We start from the raw sequence: 17,913 nt of genomic DNA on the forward strand, positions 1-17,913 counted from the left end.
CCTGCGGCGCCCGAGAGCGCACGGCGCGCCGCCGTCGCCCGCGGGCGTGCCACCGGCACGGCTGAAGCGGCGGCGATCCGAGCGAATGCCCTTGCCTGAACAAGGCTTTGACGGGGCATCACCTGTTCGGACTGTCCCGGCACCCCCGCAGCCGTCCGCCGGCCCGGAGCTCCGGGACCAGGGAGGGAGCTCGCCAGTGACCGCATATGACATCACCCGCCGCAGCCGACCCGCCGACCCCGACGTGGTCGTGGTCGGCGCCGGCTTGGCGGGCCTAGCCGCCGCCCGCGCGCTGATCACCGCCGGACTGGACGTCCAGGTGCTGGAGGCGACCGAGCGGATCGGCGGCCGAATGGCCGGCCAGCAGTTGGACGGCTACCGGCTGGACCACGGCGGTCAGCTGCTCAACACGGATTTCCCCGAGCTGATCCGTCGGCTCGACCTGGACAGCCTGGAGCTCTGTCCGCTGGCCCCCGGGGTGCTGGTGCACAGCGCTGGCCGCCGCTACCGCACCGTCGGCCCGCAGCCGCCGACCGTCCGGCAGGCCACCGTCCGGCAGGCCACCGTCCGTGCGCCGCTGGGCAGTTCGCTGGACAAGGCGAGGCTCGGATCGGTGCTCGGCCGGCTCGCCGCCGCGCCGGTGCCGCGGCTGCTGGCCCGCCCGGAGACCACGACCGCGCAGGCGCTGCTCGACCGGGGGTTCTCCCCCCGGGTGGCGGACGGGTTCCTGCGGCCGCTGCTGACCGCGCTGCTCAGCGATCCCGCGCTGGGCACCAGTAGCCGGGTGGCCGACCTGGTGCTGCGCGGCTACGCCCGCGGGCGGCTGTGCCTGCCCGCCGCCGGGACGGCCGCCGTGCCGGGCCGGCTGGCCGGCGCGCTGCCACCCGGGACGGTACGGCTGGGCGTACGGGTGACCGCGGTCGGCGCGGACGGCGTGCTGACCGCCGAGCACGGGCGGATCGGCGCGCGCGCCGTACTGCTGGCCACCGACGCGCGGTCGGCGGCCGAACTGCTGCCCGGGCTGCGGCTGCCCGAGTTCCACCCGGTGACCACCTACTACCACACCACGGCCGGCTCGCCGATCGCCGAAGCCGTGATGCTGCTGGACGCCGACCGGCCCAGCGGCTCCGCCCCGGTCTCGCACTCGCTGGTGCTCAGCGCGGTGCACCCGTCCTACGCCCCGCCCGGGCGCTCGCTGGTGGCCACCACCGTGCTCGGCCGCCGCAGCTTCGACGCGGGCGGGCCGGCCGGTCTCGAACCGGCGGTCCGCTCGCGGCTGGCGGAGCTGTACGGGGTGTCCACCCGGGAGTGGGAGTTCCTCAGCGTGCGCCACCTGCCGGAGGCCGTCCCGGCGATGCCGCCCCCGCACAACTTCCGTCGCCCGGTGCGGGTGCTGGCCGGGCTGTACGTCTGCGGCGACCACCGGGACACCAGCAGCGCGCAGGGCGCGCTGGTGTCGGGGCGGCGGGCGGCGCAGTCGGTGCTGCGCGACCTCGGCCTGGCCGACCACGGCGCGCGGGAGGCACGCGAGGCGGCCTGACTTCCGGACCCGGGGGCGCGCATGTGCGGTGCGCGCCCCCCTCGGTCCTAGATCACCCCCGCCTGCCGCGCGGCCTCCTCGAAGGCCCGGGCCACCGGGCTGCCCCGGTAGGGCGCGAGCCGGCGGTGGAAGTCGCGCAGGTACTCCACCGTCCGGGCGGAGCGCATCTCACCCGCCGCCCGGAGCGCCTCGGTCGCCATCCCGCAGGACTCCTCCAGATCTCCCATGCCCAGCCGGGCCGCCGCCAGCACCATCCGGCAGAAGACCCGGCTGCGCGCGTAGGCCGCCGAGCGCAGCCGCAGCGACTTCTCCGCGTGCTGGGCGGCCAGCCGCCACTGCTGCAGGTCGCGATAGCAGTGGGCGAACTCGTCGGCCAGCTGCGCCTCGTCGAAGTACCGTGCCCAAGAGGGGAGTTCGTCGCTCCCCCGGGCCACCGCGAGGGCCCGCTCGGAGCGCACCAGGGCGGTGGTGCAGGCACGGACGTCGCCCAGTATCCCGTGGCCGCGGGCCTCGGCGGCGTGCATCAGCGACTGCACCGCGGCCGGGGCCGCCGTCCCCACGCCCTGCTGGGCGACCCGGGCCAGCTGGACCGCCTCCCGGCCGTGCCCCAGGTGCACCGCCTGCTGGCTCATGGTGATCAGCACATACCCGCCGAGCACCCGGTCGCCGGCCGCCTGGGAGAGCCGCAGCGCCTGGACGAAGTAGCGCTGCGCCAGGCCGTGCGCGGCGATGTCGAAGGACGTCCACCCCGCCAGCCTGGTCAGGTCGGCGACGGCGGCGAACAGCGCCCGGCCGATCTGCTCGCCGTAGCGGCCGCGCAGCATCGGCTCGGCCTCGCTCTCCAGGTAGCGCACCAGCGCCTGCCGGGCGTGGCCGCCGCCGTAGGCGTTGTCCAGCGAGCGGAACAGGTCACCGACCGCCCGGACGGCCGCGATGTCCCCGCGGCCCACCCGCAGCCCGGGGCGCGGCGGGCGGGCGCCGGGGTCGGGCGGCAGCGGCGCCGGGGCCTGCGGGGATCTCAGGTCTGAGACCAGCGGCCGGCGGCTCTGCGAGGGCACCCGGCCCGGGGCGGCCACCCGGGCACCCGGCAGGCCGGCGGGGCGCAGCGGCGGGTGGTCCAGCGGGTCGGCCGGGCCGCCGGCGGCGGCCGGGTAGCCGACCACCGAGCCGTCCCGGGCGACCTGTTCGTCGGTGCGCCCGATCAGCCAGTCGCGGCTCGGCACCACCAACCCGGCCGGGGTGAAGGCGATCCGGCGCAGTTCGGACTGCGGCCCGGTGTCCTTGCGCCACATGCTGGCGACGATGTCCACGGCCTCCTGCGGCGTCTGGGCGAACTCCAGGCCCGCGTAGACCGGCGCGCAGGCGTCCAGGCCGATGTCCTGGGCGGAGAGCCGGCGGCCGAGCCGGCGGGTGAAGACCTCGGCGATCAGCGCCGGGGTGGCGCCGCGTGGCTGCTGGCCGCGCAGCCAGCGGGTCACCGAGGTTTTGTCGTACCGCAGGTCGAGCCCGTGTTCCAGGCCCAGTTGGTCGACCCGGCGGGCCAGGCCGGCATGGGAGAAGCCGGCCTCCTCGATCAGCGCGGCGAGCGCCGGGTTCTGGGCGCGCTCGGTGCCTGCCGGGCCGCCGGCGGACGCCTCGTGCTCGTGCTCGGGGTCGGGTTCGGGTTCGTCGCCCGGCGGTGCGGACAGGGAGGCGTCCGGCAGGGACCGCGCGGTCCGCCGTTCGTGCGGGTCGAGCGGACCGTAAGCCGGGCTGTCGGTCGCAGGCCGTTGGGGCATGTCAGTCAACACCTCTCGGACGGCGCACCGGGAAGTCCAATCCCCCGCTGCCTGGTGCGGCGCCCCCTGTCGGGAATCGGCGTGAATGTAGCGAGCATTCGGGCGCTATGGGCGGATCTGGGCGGCCAATCCTCCGAACGGGTGAAGGATGGCCGCCCGTTGTGGGGAAGGTGACCCGCAGGGGGTTTGGAGATGCTGGGGTTTTCGGGCCCGAGCGGTGAGTGGTGTACACCCCCACGCGACGGCAGCCGACTGTGGCGGTTCCTCACATGGGTTGCAGCCACCGGAGTTCCTCGCGTACTGCCCCCTGCCGCGGCGGGAGAACGATGTGAGACGGTGTCCCGCACCATGGATGACTCCGTACCCGTGACCGCCGCGGCCCCCGCGCTGCGCCGGCTGCTGGACCTGCTCGCCTCCGGCGGCGCCGCTACCGAGGACTTCGCGGACGTGCTCGCCCGGGCCCGGCGCGACGGCGCCGAACCGGAGGTGCTGGCCCAGGTCGAGGAGTCCGTCCGGCTCGCCCTGCGGGTGCACCGGACGCTGCATCAGCACAGGCGCCGCGAGGCCGAGTTGACCGCGCTCTTCGACACCGCAGGCGATCTGGCGGCCTCTCACGACCTGGACGCGGTGCTGCGGGCCATCGTCCGGCGGGCCCGGCTGCTGCTCGGCACCGACACCGCCTATCTGACCCTGCCGGACGAGGCCGCCGGCGACACCTATATGCGGGTCACCGACGGGTCGGTCTCGCCGCTCTTCCAGAGCCTGCGGCTGAGCCTCGGCGAGGGACTCGGCGGCCTGGTCGCGCAGACCGCCCGCCCGTACGCCTCGCCGGACTACCGCACCGACGGGCGCTTCCAGCACACCGGCCGGGTGGACGCGGGCGTGCTGGACGAGGGCCTGGTCGCCATCCTCGGCGTGCCGCTGCTGCTCGGCGGCACGGTGATCGGGGTGCTGTTCGCGGCCGACCGCTCGCCGCGGGCCTTCTCCCCCGAGGAGGTCGCGCTGCTCTGCTCGCTGGCCGCACACGCCGCGATCGCCCTGGACACCGCCGAGTCGGTGGCCGGCACCCGGGCCGCGCTGGCCGAGCTGAACAGTGCCAACGCCGTCATCCGCGCCCACGCGGCCGCCGTCCAGCGCGCCGGGCAGGCGCACGACCGGCTCACCGACCTGGTGCTGCGCGGCGCCGAAGTGGCGGACGTGGCCGCCGAGGTGGGCGTCCTGCTGGAGGGCGAGGTCGCGGTGCAGGACCCCGAGGGCCGTCCGCTGGCCGGGCGGCCGAGCCCGGCCGGGGCGCTGGCGGCGGCGGTGGAGCGCTCGCGGGCCGAGGGACGGGCGGTGCGGCACGGCGAGAGCTGGGTCTGCGTGGTGCTGGCCGGGCAGGAGCCGCTCGGCAGCCTGCTGCTGCGCGGCCGGCCCGAGCTGGACGACGCCGACCGGCGGCTGTTCGAACGGGCCTGCGTGGTCACCGCGCTGCTCCTGCTGCTGCGCCGCTCGGTCGCCGAGGCGGAGAACCGGGTCCGCGGCGAGCTGCTCGCCGACCTACTGAGCGCGCCAGACCGCGACCCGGCCGGCCTGCTGGCCCGCGGCCGCCGGCTGGGCGTGGATCTGGGCCGCCCGCACCTGGTGCTGGTCGCCGAGACCGCGCCCGACGGCCGCTCACGGCTGGCGGGGGCCGCCGCGCAGCTGCTCTTCGGCTCGCGCGCCCCGGCGGGGTCGGGCGGCTCGGGAGCCTCGGGCGGCTCGCGGGCCTCGGGGGCCTCGGGGGCCTCGGGCGGTTCGGGGGCCTCGGGCGGCTCGCGGGGCGTCAGCGCCGAGCACGGCGAGGCTGTGGTGCTGCTGCTCCCCGACGACGGCTCGGCCACCCCGGCGGCGGCCGCGGCGCTGGCCGCCGAGCGGCTGACCCGGCTGGCTGGGCAGCCGGTGACGGTCGGCACCGGTCGCAGTGCGGCCGGCCCGGTCGCGCTGGCGGCCGCGTACGGCGAGGGCCTGCGCTGCGTGCGCGCGCTGCGGATGCTGGGGCGCGAGGGCGACGGGGCGTCGGCCGAGTCGCTCGGGTTCCTGGGCGTGCTGCTCGGCGACGGGCACGACGTCGGCGGCTTCGTCGAGCGCACGCTGGGACCGCTGCTGGCGTACGACGCCCGGCGCGGCACCGAGCTGGTGCGCACGCTGCGGGCGTACTTCGACTGCGGCGGCAGCCTGACCCGGGCCAAGGACGAGCTGCACGTGCATGTGAACACCGTGGTCCAGCGCCTGGACCGGGTGGAGGTGCTGCTCGGTCCGCACTGGAACGGGCCGGAGCGGACGCTGGAGCTCCAGCTCGCGCTGCGGCTCCAGCTGATCTCGGGCCGGGTCGGCGGACCGCCGGGAGGGCAGCCGAACGGCAGCTGAACGGCTGCTCTCGGGCAGCTCGGCGGACCGCCAGGAGGGCAGCTGAACGGCTGCTCTCGGGCAGCTGAGCGAGCGGGCGTAGGCTAGCGAGGTTGGTCTCGAACGCCTGGCAAGGAGCAGCGGTGAGCGCGAACGTGCGGTTCGTACGCATGGGCATCGGCGAAGGCGCGGTGCCGTACCAGGTCGCCTGGGAGGAGCAGCAGCGTCTGCACGCCCTGCGGCGGGCAGACGAGATCCCGGACACCGTCCTGCTGCTCGAGCACCAGCCGGTCTACACGGCCGGCAAGCGCACCAAGCCCGAGGACCTGCCGCTGGACGGCACCCCCGTGGTCGAGGTCAACCGCGGCGGCGAGGGCACCTGGCACGGTCCCGGGCAGCTGATCGGCTACCCGATCGTCAAGCTGCCCGAGCCGATGGACGTGGTCGCCTACGTCCGCCGCCTGGAGGAGGCGCTGATCCGCGCCTGCGGCGAGCTCGGCGTGAGCTCCAGCCGGGTCGAGGGCCGCAGCGGCGTCTGGGTGCTGGGCCAGGAGCTGCCGGACGCGCGGGTGGACCCGGCGGACGTGGTCGACATCGGCAGGCTCACGCTGCGGATGGGCCTGCCGCTGGGCATCGATCCGCGGCTGGCCGGCCCCGAGTACGCTCCGTCCAACGCCGGGCAGCGCGGGGACGACCGCAAGCTCGCGGCGATCGGTGTACGGGTGGCCCGCGGCGTGACGATGCACGGCTTCGCGCTCAACTGCAACCCCGAGATGACCTGGTTCGACCGGATCATCCCGTGCGGGATCAGGGACGCCGGCGTGGGCTCACTCTCCACCGAGCTGGGCCGGGACGTGCCGGTCGGCGAGGTGCTGCCGGTGGTCGAGCGCCACCTGTCCGAGGTCCTCGCCGAGCTGCCCGAGCCGGCCTTGATCGGGAATCCCTGACCCGCTGCCGCTGTTGCCCTGCGAATGCGGGGCGAAGGCTCAGCGCAGACCGTACAAGTAGAGGCGTACCCTGGGGGTACCCCGTCTAGTTCTAGGAGTCGCACGTGTCCGCTGTCGCACCCGACGGCAGGAAGCTGCTCCGCCTGGAGGTCCGCAACAGCGAGACCCCCATCGAGCGGAAGCCGGAGTGGATCAAGACCCGCGCGAAGATGGGTCCGGAGTACAACGCCCTCCAGTCGCTGGTCAAGAAGGAAGGCCTGCACACGGTCTGCCAGGAAGCCGGCTGCCCCAACATCTTCGAGTGCTGGGAAGACCGCGAGGCGACCTTCCTCATCGGCGGAGACCAGTGCACCCGGCGCTGTGACTTCTGCCAGATCGACACCGGCAAGCCCGCCGACTTCGACCGGGACGAGCCGCGCCGGGTTGCCGAGTCCATCGTCACGATGGACCTCAACTACGCGACCATCACCGGCGTGGCCCGCGACGACCTGCCGGACGGCGGTGCCTGGCTGTACGCCGAGACCGTCCGCCAGGTGCACGCGCTGACGGCCGGCCGCGAGGGTGGCCGGACCGGCGTGGAGCTGCTGATCCCCGACTTCAACGCGGTGCCCGAGCAGCTGGCCGAGGTCTTCTCCTCGCGCCCGCAGGTGCTGGCGCACAACGTCGAGACGGTGCCGCGGATCTTCAAGCGGATCCGCCCGGCCTTCCGCTACGAGCGCTCGCTGGACGTCATCACGCAGGCCCGCGCGGCCGGCCTGGTGACCAAGTCCAACCTGATCCTGGGCATGGGCGAGACCCGCGAGGAGGTCAGCCAGGCGCTGGCCGACCTGGTGGGCGCCGGCTGCGAGCTGATCACCATCACGCAGTACCTGCGGCCTTCGGTACGCCACCACCCCGTCGAGCGCTGGGTGAAGCCGCACGAGTTCGTGGAGCTGCAGGAGGAGGCCGAGGAGCTCGGCTTCGCCGGTGTGATGTCCGGGCCGCTGGTCCGTTCGTCCTACCGCGCGGGCCGGCTGTACCGGCAGGCGCTGGAGCACCGCGAGCGCACCGCCGCCGTCTGATCCAGCCGCACTCTGCGAGAGGCCCGGCCGTCTTCCTCTGGAAGGCGGCCGGGCCTCCGCGTTTTTCCTCCCCGTTTTTCCTCCGCGTTTTCATCCGCGTTTGACCGTGCGGTCACTGTGCGGAAACACCGGCGGCCCAGACTGGTCCACGAGCCCACCGAGGGGAGAGGCCCGGCATGCGTACCACTATCGGCAGTGCGATCAGGCTGGCGGAGAGCGTGCTGCTGTCCGGCGGCCGCAGGCAGGCCCGGCTGAACGCCTGGACCTCGGTCTGCGAGAACCGCCGGTACGCGGCGGACCGTGAGGCGGCCCGGACGGCGGCGGTCGCGAAGTAACGCCCTGCTCCGCCCCGGATCGCCGGCTCGGCCCCGGATCGCCTGGTCCGGACGGTCGGAAGGATCACGGTTCGGACCGAATCGGGACCGTACTTCGTGATCCGATGACCGCGCCACGTACCATGACCCTCATGGCGAGGGAAACATCCGAGAATCCCGGGCGGCTCAAGCAGATCCGCCAGGCGTACAGCATGACCAAGAAGGTCGACACCAAGATCGGCCTGATCATCGGAGGCGTTGGCCTCCTGACCTTCGGCGTGTTCCTCGCCATCGGGTTCGTGATCGGTCATCCCATCTACCTGGGCATCCTGGGCTTCATCGTGGCGGTCCTGGCCATGGCGATCGTCTTCGGGCGACGGGCCGAGCGAGCGGCGTTCGGGCAGATGGAGGGCCAGCCGGGTGCGGCGGCCGCCGTGCTGAACAACATGAAGCGCGGCTGGAGCAGCAACCCGACCCCGGTGGCGGTCACCCGCAGCCAGGACGCGATCTACCGCGCGGTGGGTCGGGCCGGTATCGCGCTCATCGGTGAGGGCAACCCGAACCGGGTGCGCCCGCTGCTGGCCTCCGAGAAGAAGAAGATGGCCCGCGTGGTCGGCGACATCCCGGTGCACGACATCGTGGTGGGCGACGGACCGGGTGAGGTGCCGCTGAAGAAGCTGCAGATCCACCTGATGCGGCTGCCGCGCGCGATCACCCCGGCCCAGGTCACCGAGACCAACGACCGGCTGCGCGCGCTGGGCGACCTGCTCTCCAAGGCGCCGATCCCCAAGGGCCCGATGCCCAAGGGTGCGCGGATGCCCAAGGGCGGCCAGGGCCGCTGAGCCCCGCCTGCCCCCGAATACCCCAAGGCCCCGCCGCGGTTCTCCGCGGCGGGGCCTCTCGTTGTGCTCAGCTCGTTGTGCTCAACCGTCTGGGGCGGCGGTGGTCAGATCCGGACCTCGACGGTGCCGACAGCCTTGTCGTGCAGGCCGCGCGAGTCGCGGTCCCAGACCAGCGCGGGCACCAGCAGGCAGAGCAGGAACGTCCGCAGCAGCACCTGCGGGATGGAGGCGCGGGTGCCGCCGAGCCGCACCACGCGCAGGCCGAAGAGCCGCTTGCCGACGGTCGTCCCGGTGGTCGCCAGCAGGATCGCAGTCACCGCGAAGAGCAGCGGCGTGGTCCAGAGGTTCGCCCGCGACTGGTCACCGTGCGCGATCAGCCCGTACGCGATCAGGCTGCAGAGCCAGCCGTCGACGAACAGCGCGCCGATCCGGCGGCCCGGGCCGGCCAGCGAGCCGGTGCCCTCCCGCGGCAGGCCGAGCCGCTCACCCCGGTAGCCGAAGTCGGCGCCCATCCGCTCGGCTGCGGCCTTCGGGCCTTCGATCCACGATCCCAACGCTTCTCTGCTGTCCACGAATGCACACTATCCGGGCAGCTCGGCCCGACCGCCATCGACTCCCCCTGCGGGTGAATCCATCTCGACGGCTCGATTCAGCTGGTCTAGACCAGTCCAGATGCGCAACCTGGGCGGGGATGCGATTTGCCCGTAGCCGTGCGGCTTTGCCGCCCGCGCGAGGCGGCTGGTTAACATGGGCGAAACGATAGGGTCACGACCAGGAAACGGCCGGTTCCTATCGTGGCCGCACCACGGCCGGTTGGGACGACCGGTCCGTGAACGTCTGAACCCGGCCCCCGCGGCCGGGCTGAGGAGGATTGATGTTCAAGAACGCCGCCGAGGTCAAGGCGTACATCGCGGAGAACGACATCAAGTTCGTGGATGTGCGGTTCTGTGACCTGCCCGGAGTCATGCAGCACTTCGCGGTGCCTGCGGCAACGTTCGACCCCGCCGAGACCCTGATGTTCGACGGCTCGTCGATCCGCGGCTTCCAGGCCATCCACGAGTCGGACATGGCGCTCGTCCCGGACCTGGCCACCGCGCGCCTGGACCCGTTCCGCAAGGAAAAGCACCTCAACATCAACTTCTTCATCCAGGACCCGATCACGGGCGAGGCCTACAGCCGCGACCCGCGCAACGTGGCCAAGAAGGCCGAGGCCTACCTCGCCTCCTCCGGCATCGCCGACACCGCCTTCTTCGGCCCCGAGGCCGAGTTCTACGTCTTCGACGAGGCCCGCTTCGAGACCAGCGCGAACGCCTCGTACTACCACATCGACTCCGAGGCCGGCGCCTGGAACTCCGGCCGGATCGAGGAGGGTGGCAACCGCGGCTACAAGGTCAAGTACAAGGGCGGCTACTTCCCGACCCCGCCGGTCGACCACTTCGCCGACCTGCGCGCCGAGATGTCGCTGGAGCTCGGCGCCTCCGGCCTGGAGGTCGAGCGCCAGCACCACGAGGTGGGCACCGCCGGCCAGGCCGAGATCAACTACAAGTACAACACCCTGCTGCACGCGGCCGACGACCTGATGCTGTTCAAATACATCATCAAGAACGTCGCCTGGCGCAACGGCAAGACGGCCACCTTCATGCCCAAGCCGATCTTCGGCGACAACGGCTCCGGCATGCACGTGCACCAGTCGCTCTGGGCCGAGGGCGCGCCGCTCTTCTATGACGAGCAGGGCTACGCCGGCCTCTCCGACACCGCCCGCTACTACATCGGCGGCCTGCTGAAGCACGCGCCCTCGCTGCTCGCCTTCACCAACCCGTCGGTGAACTCCTACCACCGCCTGGTGCCCGGCTTCGAGGCCCCGGTCAACCTGGTCTACTCCCAGCGCAACCGCTCGGCGGCGATCCGGATCCCGATCACCGGCTCCAACGCCAAGGCCAAGCGCATCGAGTTCCGCGCGCCCGACCCGTCCTCCAACCCGTACCTCGCCTTCTCCGCCATGCTGATGGCGGGCCTGGACGGCATCAAGAACAAGATCGAGCCGCTCCAGCCGGTCGACAAGGACCTCTACGAGCTCGCCCCCGACGAGCACGCCAGCGTCCCCCAGGTCCCCGCCTCCCTCCCCGCCGTCCTCGAGGCCCTCGAAAAGGACCACGAGTACCTCCTGGCCGGCGGCGTCTTCACCCCCGACCTGATCGAGACCTGGATCGACTACAAGCGCACCAACGAGATCGCCCCGATCGCCCTGCGCCCCCACCCGCACGAGTTCGAGCTGTACTTCGACCTCTGAATCGGCCCCCATGAGCCAGTTGGCCAGGAGGCCCTTTCAGGGCCTCTGACCTGCGAAAACGCCTCTCAGAAGCTCTCGTCGTTGCTCGCTGCTCCTCGCCCTCATGTGAAATGAGTGTGAAATGGCGACGCCGATAGCTGACGGTGGATCAGCTAGGCAGGGCGACGTCGGGCTCGTCACGCTCCTCACAGAGCGTGACGAGCCCCCGTTCTCGTTGCACCTCAAAATGACGGTGATCACCCAGCCTCGCCCGGACGGGCTGCGATGTTCTCGTAGCCAGCCAGACACCTTGATGCCCGAGCGAGAACGGAATCTCCCAATAGCCCGCCTCCTGCCATACCGGACGGCCATCATGGAGGCATGACGTCCAGCGACCCCGCCCCGGCACACGCGCGCCCAGAAATCACGGCGGTGACGCGGCAGGACATCTTCAAGTACCTGCGCGGGATGCCGAGCCCCTGGTGGGGGAAACTGGACGAAGTCACGTTCCTGGAGAACCTCTACGACCTCGACCGACCGTCATCAGAGAACAGCCGGCTCCCGACTGTCCGCGCCGATATCCAGCAGCACCGGCTCAACAATTACGACCTGCCCGACGACTGGATCTTCGAGGATCCCAGGCTGGGGCTCTCCCACGGACCGGACGAGGTACTGCTCGCATTTCTGGCACGGATGGTCCATCCCGAGGTGGCAGCCGATGTCGAGGAGGCAACGGGGCGCGTCGAGGAGCTGAACCGGCTTCTGGCACCGGACGGATGGAGCCTACGTCCCTCTGCGTTCATTTCCGGCCGCCCCATGTACGCCCCAGTCCGCGTCGCATCGACGGGCCCGTTGGTCCCGCTGCCGCTGGGCGACGAGGACACGAGCAAGCTCGACCTGGTCCTGGGCCAGACCTACAGCCTCTTGGACTGCGCCGGCGAGGAGAGCACACGCGATCTGCTGCGCACCGCGGTCCTGACCCTGCGCCACAACGGCGGCTTCTTCCATCCCATGCCGGGTGACAGCTGGACGGAAGCCACGTACGAGGCGGTCCTGACAGTGGAACGCGAGCTCCTGCACGCCTTCACCGAAGAGACGAAGGAGTTGATCTGGCGGACGCTGGAGACCGTGCTCGGCCAGCTCGGACGCATTGACGTTCAGGACCTCGTGGTCGAAGGTGATCCTCGGCCGATGCCCAGCATCCCGCCGGACTGGCGGATCCAGGCCACCGCACCAGCCACTCCTATCGTTCGCGGTTTCCGCCTCCCCTTCTCCGCCACCGAGTTCGATGTCATCCGAGGGGACTTCGCCAGCCTGGAGATCCGCGGTTCGCATGACAGCGGCGGGTTCCACTACCTCTACGACACCCGCGCACACCGGATGATCACCGATTTCGTCCTCGACGATCGGCCCCAGGTGGCGACCCTGTGCAACGTCGTCATCATCAAAAAGGGTGACAGCTTCACGCCCAGGATCAAGCTCTGGAAGAAGGACAAGAAGAAGGCTGGGGAGACCCCCGTCAACCAGATGATTCCTGACAATGGGGCCACCCGGGCCGTCAAGGCACTTGTCGACATCGGTGACGTTCACGAGAACTTCTGGAAGGTCATCAACTTCCTCCAGGGCTGCGCTGGCCTGAGCATGCCCGGCGACCCTCTCCAGCTGGTGGCCAGCGACGAGGCGCAGCTGGCCCAGCTGCTGACCGGTCAGGACCGGACGATGGTTCTCGGTGCGGTCAGGACCGCGATCGGCGGTGGTCTCACCGAGGAGGACATCCGGCTGATCAGCAACCGCAAGGAACAGCTCCAGAAGTTCGAGCGGCTGCTTACCGATCCGGACTACTTCCAGCAGGCGGAGAGCCTGGCCACGACACGCGGGGCGGAGGCGGTCTGGCAGGCGTTCTTCGAGGAGAACCAGTGGATCTTTGGTTACGGCCTCAACCTCATCGCCTGCGAATCCATCGACGACGGCAAACTGGAACGCTTCACCACCGGCGCCAGCATTTTCGGCGGGGCTGGGAAGCGCATCGACGCCATTATGCGTTCCAAGGGACTGATCAGCAGCATGCTCTTCTGCGAGATCAAGACCCACGAGACGGAGCTACTCGCCAGGACCCAGTACCGCCCGGGCGTCTACCAGGTCTCGAAGGAGCTGGGCGGCAGTGTGGCTCAGGTGCAGATGACCGCCAGCAAGGCCCAGCAGCTCATCTCCCGTGAGTTCCTCGCCCGGATCTTCGAGGACGACGGCACCCCGACCGGTATCCAACTGTCCACCACCCGACCCCGGCAGGTCGTGGTGATCGGGAGCTTGCAGGAGTTCATCCAGAATGGAGAAGTGAACCCGGTGAAGCTCAGCTCCTTCGAGCTATACCGGAAATCTATCCAGGATGTCGAGATCATCACGTTCGACGAGCTCTACCAGCGAGCATGCTTCATCGTCGAGGACCGCTGACCCTGCGTCGCAGAGTGTGGCGGCGCCGATGCTGTTGCCTTATCCAAGCCCGTGAGCGCGCCCGAGCACCCCTGGCCGCGCCGATGTGATGGCCATGACACCAGCTTTAGGAGTTTTCGGCGGACAGCTCTCTGACCTGCGATGATGTCACGTCTACCTTGACTGACCAGCTGATACTACTCTCAGTGACTCTCGCAGCCACTAGTCATTTCTCGTCCTCATGTGTACCGAATCACCTCTGCTGGGCCACCACCCGACAGCGCTTCGAGGGGTGACCGACGCGGCGTCGGCCACCCCTCATCGTCGGATGACAGCGGTCGTGACAAGCGGTTCCTCATTGGTCGGTGTGGGCTCCCCTGAGCAGGTCGCGGCCGCGGTCCTCGCCGACCCGCGGGATCGCCGACCCGGCCGAGCTGACCCGCGCGGCAGAGCGCGTCGGGCGGCGACCGCTGTGGTCCCGCCCGACGCCAGGCCGGGCGATCGCCATGCTGGACGACCGAACGGGGCCGTTCGCCGGCGGGCTGGCCGACCTGGCACCGGATCCGTCCGGGCGGCGGCGCACCGCTGCCGCCCGGCGCCGGCGAAGCGGCCACCGCGGCGACCCCTGGACCCCTCCCGCCGAGCTCTGCCCCTCTCTGTGGCGAGACGCCGCCATGGTCATGTGCCTTCAGGGCGTTTCTGGAAACCGTACCGAGACCGCAGGGCCAAGAGGCTCACCATGGCGGTCACGAGTGCGATGCCGACGGTGACGAGCGTGGCGAACTGTGGCGTCCGCCACCATGGCACCGTCGCAGAGGCACAGGTGATCCCGGGAACCGTTGCTGGGGGTGCCTGGTGGCCCTGGATCTTCTGCAAGCACCAGCCAACCTGTACGGCACGGCGGTCGAGGTCCTGGTGGATGCGCGCGATGAGTGGGTCAAAATCGTTGGGCTCCGCAGCGTCGAGCTGGCTGACGGGCTCGCTCGTCCAGGCAAGGAGCACCTGGGACTTGTCGGCGATGACGGTCGGCGGGGCCTGGCTGAGCGGTACAAAGATCAGGGTGGCTACTGCGGTGAGCAGGGCTAGCAGGGGTGGGGCTAGAGTGACCAGTCCGTCCCACGAGACCATCTTGCTGAGAGGATCATGAATGGGGCGGTAGCGCCGTACGGTCGCCGAGGCTCCTCCTGGCCCGCCGAGTGCGTCACAGTCCGTGGGACTGAGGTAGGTTCCGTCCGTCGTGACCTCGGTTCCTGCGTCTGGCTTGGCTCGCAGTTCCCTCCAAGCGCCTCTGGCCTCCTGTAGTCGAACCTTCTGACCGACTGTAAGGCAGGGGTGTCCGTCCTTGCGGATGTAGATGTCGCCTGGGCTTAGGCCAGGCGCGGGCTGCAGTGCTGGTGCGGAATGCGGTGTCGCGGTGAGCGTCGGCTTTGTGGTGTCACCCACGTGGGTAGGCCGATCCGACCATCCAGATCACCGGGTCAAGGAGCACCGGACGAGTCACCTGCCATGGCCGTGGCAGGGATGGCACTTCCCGCCCGGCGCTGACCTGTGCGGCCACCGTGTCGTCCGCAATGCTGTAGGCCAGGATCATGGCGCCGGCAACGGTCGTCACAGCCTCATCGCTTGGATCAAACATTGGATGACCGCTGAATGCTTCCCGGACGGCACCGCCGACCACCTGGACGGATACATAGCCGCCTGGGCTCCATTGAGGCTCATGCCCCCGGACGGCCGGCGCTGCGTGCACGCTGTACTCTCTAACGATCCAGTCGCCGAGGTTCGTCACCAGGTTGGGCTCACCTTTGTTCAGGGCGACGAGAGACCGTAGGTCCTCCTCCCCGCCTGCCTGCTGACCGTCCGCCACCACTGCGGCCAGCGCTTCGTGCGTCTCCCTCAACAGTGGGGAGTTGGCATCGAGCTGGTCACCGACGAGGTGTGCCTGTGCGGCTGCGGCGCTTCCGGCCGCGGTTCCGCAGGCTGCTTGCTGAATTGCAGTGGCGGACAGACACATCGCGCAAAGGAAGGTAGCGGGGCGCTGGCTGTGCTCCGAGCAGGCCCATACGTTGCACTTTGTGCATGTACCGAGGTCGTCCGTGGAGTTGATGGGCGAGCCCGTCTGCAGCGGCTGGTGGGTCTGGGGTTGCTTGGAGCTCATGTAGGCGCAGAGATAGCAGCTCACGCATCTTCCTTCCCTTTTTGTTGCCAGCACCAGGATAGATTCGAAGACGAACCGTCACGCCCACGGCGCGCCCTGGAGCCCCGTACGGGCCAGCCCCCGGGAGGATAAGAGCAGACTTCCGCAGTAGGCCGGGTGGGCCGGGCGGGCCGGCGGACCGGCGGACCGGGCCCCAACAATTCCTCAGCCCACCAGCCGGATCGTTACGCGCAGAGACTGTGGCACTCGCCTCGGTCTTCAGACTGGCCGCCATCCGGCACCTGCCGCTCCACCCGAGCAGTCGAGATCACGAACTACACCCATGCTTCTGCCAGCCAGCCCAAGGGAGCATGAGCAACTGCCGCCATTCTCAGTGCCCTTGGGGCGGTCCTTCGATGGCCCTCGGTGCGCTTCCCGTCTGAGGCGGGAGAGCTGGCGTGCTGGCTTTCGGCCGGCTCACGGATCTGATGGCCCGAGACACCACGGCTGCCTGGTGATGGGCGTGCAGGTCGTCCGTCAGTTGTTGGGCGAGCTCAGGAAGCTCCCATGTGCGTCCCATAAGCGCGTCCGCAGCGCGCAATGCCTTTAGCCGGCCCAGCAAGGAGCTCCGTAGGGTGTAGTCCGTATCGAGGCCGTAGTAGATAGCTTTGTCCATGGCGTGATCAATGGCAGCCCGCGCCGCTTTGAGCTCGATTCGGGAGCGGATTCCTTTCTTGTCCAGGGCGCACAGAATTCGCTCCTCGCGGATCGTGTATGCGAGGTCACGCAGAACTCCATCTTCGACCTCAGAAAGAATGTAATTGCCATTCTCGTTCATGTACCTGAGCGGCTTGGGCTTATAGCTCTCGGACTGGGTGGCGTAGTGAGGCAGCGGGGACAAGGCAGTTCCTCCCGGTCATCCTGTTGAGGTTCCTGCAGCGCCTGAGGCAGGAGCGTGACTGGCCTGCGAGCTGGACGCTGGTGCCGTTGGCTCGTCGCCGCCCTGGAGGAATCAGTTCCAACTCACCGTGCTCAACGGGCCGTCAGGCACCAAAGTGACGGTCCGAGTTGCAACTGCGTCGATACCCTCTCAAGGCCCGATCAGCACAGCAGCAAGTGCGCCGGCAGCGGCAAGGCAGTCACGCGCCTCCTGGCTACCCGAGTCATCCAGGACCGCCAAGTAAGGCCGGTGGATGCCCGGCGCTGCCCTGGTTACGTGGGAGCGGACAGCTCCGAGAATCGGGATGCCGGAGCGTTGCATCTCCTTGCGCACTGCTTCTTCGTAGTCCGCCGACACCGGCGGCGAGAAGGAGAGCACTGTGGCCACCAGGCCAGCGATCGGGAGGTTCTGACCGGTGAAGGGCCGAAGGTGCCGGTCCCGAAGGACGGCAGCGGACTCCGTCGGACTCAGAGGATGACGCCGGGGCGCCTGAACAGCGTTCCCTCGTTCCGTAGGAGGTACCCAGAGCCTCAGGGCCTCGGTACCCACGGGCCCCCAGAGAGCGGCGATCTGTTCCTGGATGTGAGCCGTGAAGGCCCCTCGAAGCTCCCCGTCGTCCGCGTTGCGCAGCTTAGATGAGACCTTGGCCTTTGGCTGCCAGGCGCAGAACTCAGTGTCCAGCCAGAGCTCGACTCGCCGCTGAACGCCTTGGCGCCTGGGGATATCTGAATCGGCGGTTGGCAGGTTGCTCGCGTGGGCGATGACAACGAATGTGTCCACGAGTGCTCGTAGCCCGAGGAAACCGAACTGGTCTTCGTCGTAGGCGAGGATGTAGTCGAACGTCCCCTTGGCCCGGTGCAGGGTGTCATGAACTCGGCTGTCCCGCGGTGGCTCTTGAAAGGGAGCGGAGCGTTCGCGGACGTTGTCAGACGAAAGGTGAGAGAGGCATCCTCCCTTCTCCTCGTCGGCCCAGAGTGTTTGCCATGCGCTTTCCTCTGAGACAGGCTCTCTATCAGCAGTCGGCGGCCGGCGAAAGTCATTGGCCATGCTGTTGTCAAGAAGTAGGACGCTCAGCCCAGTTGTCGCCCATGCGGCCCCGATCTGGTGGGCGACGTGGCTTGCACCCCACTCGTGGTGGCCGGTGACTCCCACCACCGCCTGACAGCGCGCCTGGTCCTTTCCGCCGAGGACCGCGAGCTCCGCCGCTTCGACACGCTGCTCGGCGCTGTCCATGAGGGTTCGAACAGCGTGGTCCTGGGCTTGCGCCTTTTCGAGCTGTCGATCTGCCACT

The 17,913-nt window shown here is 69.9% G+C and carries 14 protein-coding genes; 8 read left to right on the top strand and 6 right to left on the bottom strand.

Annotated features, from left to right (window positions below; genetic code table 11):
- Positions 1-196 precede the first annotated feature (196 nt).
- Positions 197-1,540, top strand: coding sequence for an NAD(P)/FAD-dependent oxidoreductase (locus P3T34_RS11525; RefSeq protein ID WP_280665935.1), 1,344 nt, complete (start codon positions 197-199; stop codon positions 1,538-1,540).
- A gap of 47 nt (positions 1,541-1,587) precedes the next feature.
- On the opposite strand, the gene P3T34_RS11530 is transcribed toward P3T34_RS11525, so the two are convergent.
- On the bottom strand, positions 1,588-3,318 hold the full coding sequence (locus P3T34_RS11530) for a regulator (protein WP_280665936.1): 1,731 nt from the start codon (positions 3,316-3,318) through the stop codon (positions 1,588-1,590).
- Positions 3,319-3,666: 348 nt separating this feature from the next.
- On the opposite strand from P3T34_RS11530, the gene P3T34_RS11535 reads away from it, so the two are divergent.
- The 5 genes from P3T34_RS11535 to P3T34_RS11555 all read left to right on the top strand — a co-directional run bounded on the left by P3T34_RS11535 (position 3,667) and on the right by P3T34_RS11555 (position 8,849).
- The gene (locus tag P3T34_RS11535) at positions 3,667-5,706 is read left to right on the top strand and encodes a GAF domain-containing protein (protein WP_280665937.1); all 2,040 of its coding nucleotides are present in this window, start codon (positions 3,667-3,669) and stop codon (positions 5,704-5,706) included.
- Positions 5,707-5,828: 122 nt separating this feature from the next.
- Positions 5,829-6,632, top strand: coding sequence for a lipoyl(octanoyl) transferase LipB (gene lipB, locus P3T34_RS11540; protein WP_280665938.1), 804 nt, complete (start codon positions 5,829-5,831; stop codon positions 6,630-6,632).
- 104 nt (positions 6,633-6,736) lie between these two features.
- Positions 6,737-7,693, top strand: a complete 957-nt coding sequence (locus P3T34_RS11545; RefSeq protein WP_280665939.1) for a lipoyl synthase — start codon at positions 6,737-6,739, stop codon at positions 7,691-7,693.
- 176 nt (positions 7,694-7,869) lie between these two features.
- Positions 7,870-8,028: a hypothetical protein gene (locus P3T34_RS11550; protein ID WP_280665940.1), complete on the top strand. Its 159-nt coding sequence runs from the start codon at positions 7,870-7,872 to the stop codon at positions 8,026-8,028.
- Between the two features lie 131 nt (positions 8,029-8,159).
- Positions 8,160-8,849, top strand: coding sequence for a DUF4191 domain-containing protein (locus tag P3T34_RS11555; RefSeq protein WP_280665941.1), 690 nt, complete (start codon positions 8,160-8,162; stop codon positions 8,847-8,849).
- Between the two features lie 104 nt (positions 8,850-8,953).
- Here the strand turns inward: P3T34_RS11555 and P3T34_RS11560 are convergent, their stop codons facing one another.
- Positions 8,954-9,421 (bottom strand): RDD family protein, encoded by a 468-nt coding sequence (locus tag P3T34_RS11560; protein ID WP_280665942.1) that lies wholly within the window; start codon positions 9,419-9,421, stop codon positions 8,954-8,956.
- Between the two features lie 302 nt (positions 9,422-9,723).
- On the opposite strand from P3T34_RS11560, the gene glnA reads away from it, so the two are divergent.
- Both glnA and P3T34_RS11570 read left to right on the top strand, forming a co-directional pair.
- On the top strand, positions 9,724-11,139 hold the full coding sequence (gene glnA / locus P3T34_RS11565; RefSeq protein ID WP_280665943.1) for a type I glutamate--ammonia ligase: 1,416 nt from the start codon (positions 9,724-9,726) through the stop codon (positions 11,137-11,139).
- A gap of 360 nt (positions 11,140-11,499) precedes the next feature.
- On the top strand, positions 11,500-13,569 hold the full coding sequence (locus tag P3T34_RS11570; protein ID WP_280665944.1) for a Shedu anti-phage system protein SduA domain-containing protein: 2,070 nt from the start codon (positions 11,500-11,502) through the stop codon (positions 13,567-13,569).
- 657 nt (positions 13,570-14,226) lie between these two features.
- On the opposite strand, the gene P3T34_RS11575 is transcribed toward P3T34_RS11570, so the two are convergent.
- The 4 genes from P3T34_RS11575 to P3T34_RS11590 form a co-directional block, all read right to left on the bottom strand.
- The gene (locus tag P3T34_RS11575; protein ID WP_280665945.1) at positions 14,227-14,676 is read right to left on the bottom strand and encodes a hypothetical protein; all 450 of its coding nucleotides are present in this window, start codon (positions 14,674-14,676) and stop codon (positions 14,227-14,229) included.
- Positions 14,677-14,983: 307 nt separating this feature from the next.
- Entirely contained in the window at positions 14,984-15,727 is a 744-nt protein-coding gene (locus P3T34_RS11580) for a hypothetical protein (RefSeq protein ID WP_280665946.1), read from the bottom strand.
- Positions 15,728-16,073: 346 nt separating this feature from the next.
- Entirely contained in the window at positions 16,074-16,520 is a 447-nt protein-coding gene (locus P3T34_RS11585) for a hypothetical protein (RefSeq protein ID WP_280665947.1), read from the bottom strand.
- A 252-nt stretch (positions 16,521-16,772) separates the two neighbouring features.
- A complete protein-coding gene (locus tag P3T34_RS11590; protein WP_280665948.1) occupies positions 16,773-17,912 on the bottom strand; it encodes a hypothetical protein in 1,140 nt (379 codons plus the stop codon).
- Between the last annotated feature and the right edge of the window lies 1 nt (position 17,913).

It is taken from the genome of Kitasatospora sp. MAP12-44 (assembly GCF_029892095.1).
Taxonomy (GTDB): domain Bacteria; phylum Actinomycetota; class Actinomycetes; order Streptomycetales; family Streptomycetaceae; genus Kitasatospora.